Origin of the sequence: Bartonella japonica (assembly GCF_040545385.1) — a bacterium.
Classification (GTDB): domain Bacteria; phylum Pseudomonadota; class Alphaproteobacteria; order Rhizobiales; family Rhizobiaceae; genus Bartonella; species Bartonella japonica.
Genome location: NZ_JBEPLT010000052.1, coordinates 1 through 1,652 on the forward strand (window position 1 = coordinate 1; position 1,652 = coordinate 1,652).

Consider the following 1,652-nt stretch of genomic DNA (forward strand, 5'->3'; position numbering starts at 1 on the left):
ATCCATGCCAATGAGATTGTTTTGCTTGCCTATTACATAGCAGCGATTAACATTGAATCGACTTATCATAGTATTATGAAAGGTGAGTATATTCCTTTCAAGCATATTGGCTTAACCGATACGTTTCGGATGCTTGAAGAGAAGAATCTGCTACAGGAATTATTCAAAGAAAACAGTGAATATTTAGAACTCCAGAAAAATCTAAATATTGAAGTTATCTTTGGCAACCCGCCTTATTCTATAGGACAAAAGAGTGAAAACGATAATGCGAAGAATACTCCTTATCCGATTTTAGATAATCGTATCCGTGAAACTTATGCTGCTCAATCGAAAGCAAGTCTTATACGAGGTCTGTATGACAGCTATATCCGCGCCATTCGCTGGGCTAGTGACCGTATAAAAGACCGCGGTGTTATTGGTTTTGTTACAAACGCGGGTTTTATTGATGGAAGTTCTATGGAGGGTTTACGAAAATGCCTCGTTGAAGAATTTAGCAGCCTTTATATTTTCCATTTACGAGGAAATGCGCGGACTTCTGGAGAACAACGGAAGAAAGAAAGTGGTGGAATTTTTGGTGAAGGTTCTCGTGCCCCTATAGCGATTTCTATTTTGGTTAAAAATCCAAATGCGCAACAGCATGGTAAGATATATTTTCGTGATATTGGAGATTATCTCAATAAAGAAGAAAAGCTCACAATAATTGAAAAATTTAGGAGTATTGATGGCATTACACGAAATAAAAAAGGTTGGCAAATAATTACACCAGATAAACATGGTGATTGGGTTAATCAACGTGATGACAGTTCCAAGACATTTCTAGCTCTAGGTGTTAAAAAAGGTCATGGTAAAAGACTTTTTGAAAATTTTTCGTGTGGTGTTGTAACTAGCCGTGATGCTTGGGTGTATCATTCAAGCCGTAAAGCTTTATCTAAAAACATAAATAACATGATCACGTTCTATAATAGCGAAGTAGAACGTTTTGATGATGCTTATTCATACGCCGATCATAGAACGCGTACAAAGGCTGTAAATGATTTTATCAATACGAATGCCAAAAAAATCAGTTGGAGTCGTGCACTTAAACAAGAGCTAGCAAAAGGGAAAGTTTTTAAATTTGAAGAGATATGCCTTACTCGAAGTTTGTATCGTCCTTTTACCAAGCAGTGGCTTTATTATAATCGCAGTTTCAATGAAATGGTTTATCAAATGCTGCGGATATTTCCTATAGGGCAAGCGGTTGAAAATAGAGTGATACAAATTACAGGTATAGGAGCAAATAAAGATTTTTCTGTTATTATGACTAAGACAGTATCTGATTTTCATGTGATAGAAAATGGACAATGTTTTCCACGCTATATTTATGAAGACACTACGGTTTCAAAAAGTAAAAGTGAGAAACAATCCCATTTATTTACAAACTTTATAGAGGAAAACAAAACAACTGGTTTACAGAAGCGTGATGCTATTACTGATGAAGGTCTAGACCATTTTAAAGCTGCTTATCCTAATGAAAAAATCTCTAAGGATGATCTATTCTATTATGTTTACGGTTTGCTTCATTCGGAAGATTATCGCTCTCGTTATGCTGATAATTTATGCAAAGAATTACCTCGCATTCCTTGTGTAAAGAGTGCTGATGACTTTTGGAAGTT

At 35.7% G+C, this 1,652-nt stretch carries 1 protein-coding gene; it reads left to right on the forward strand.

The features are described from left to right. The coding region (locus ABID39_RS07830) for a type ISP restriction/modification enzyme (protein WP_354187600.1) at positions 1 to 1,652 on the forward strand (1,652 nt) is incomplete at both ends.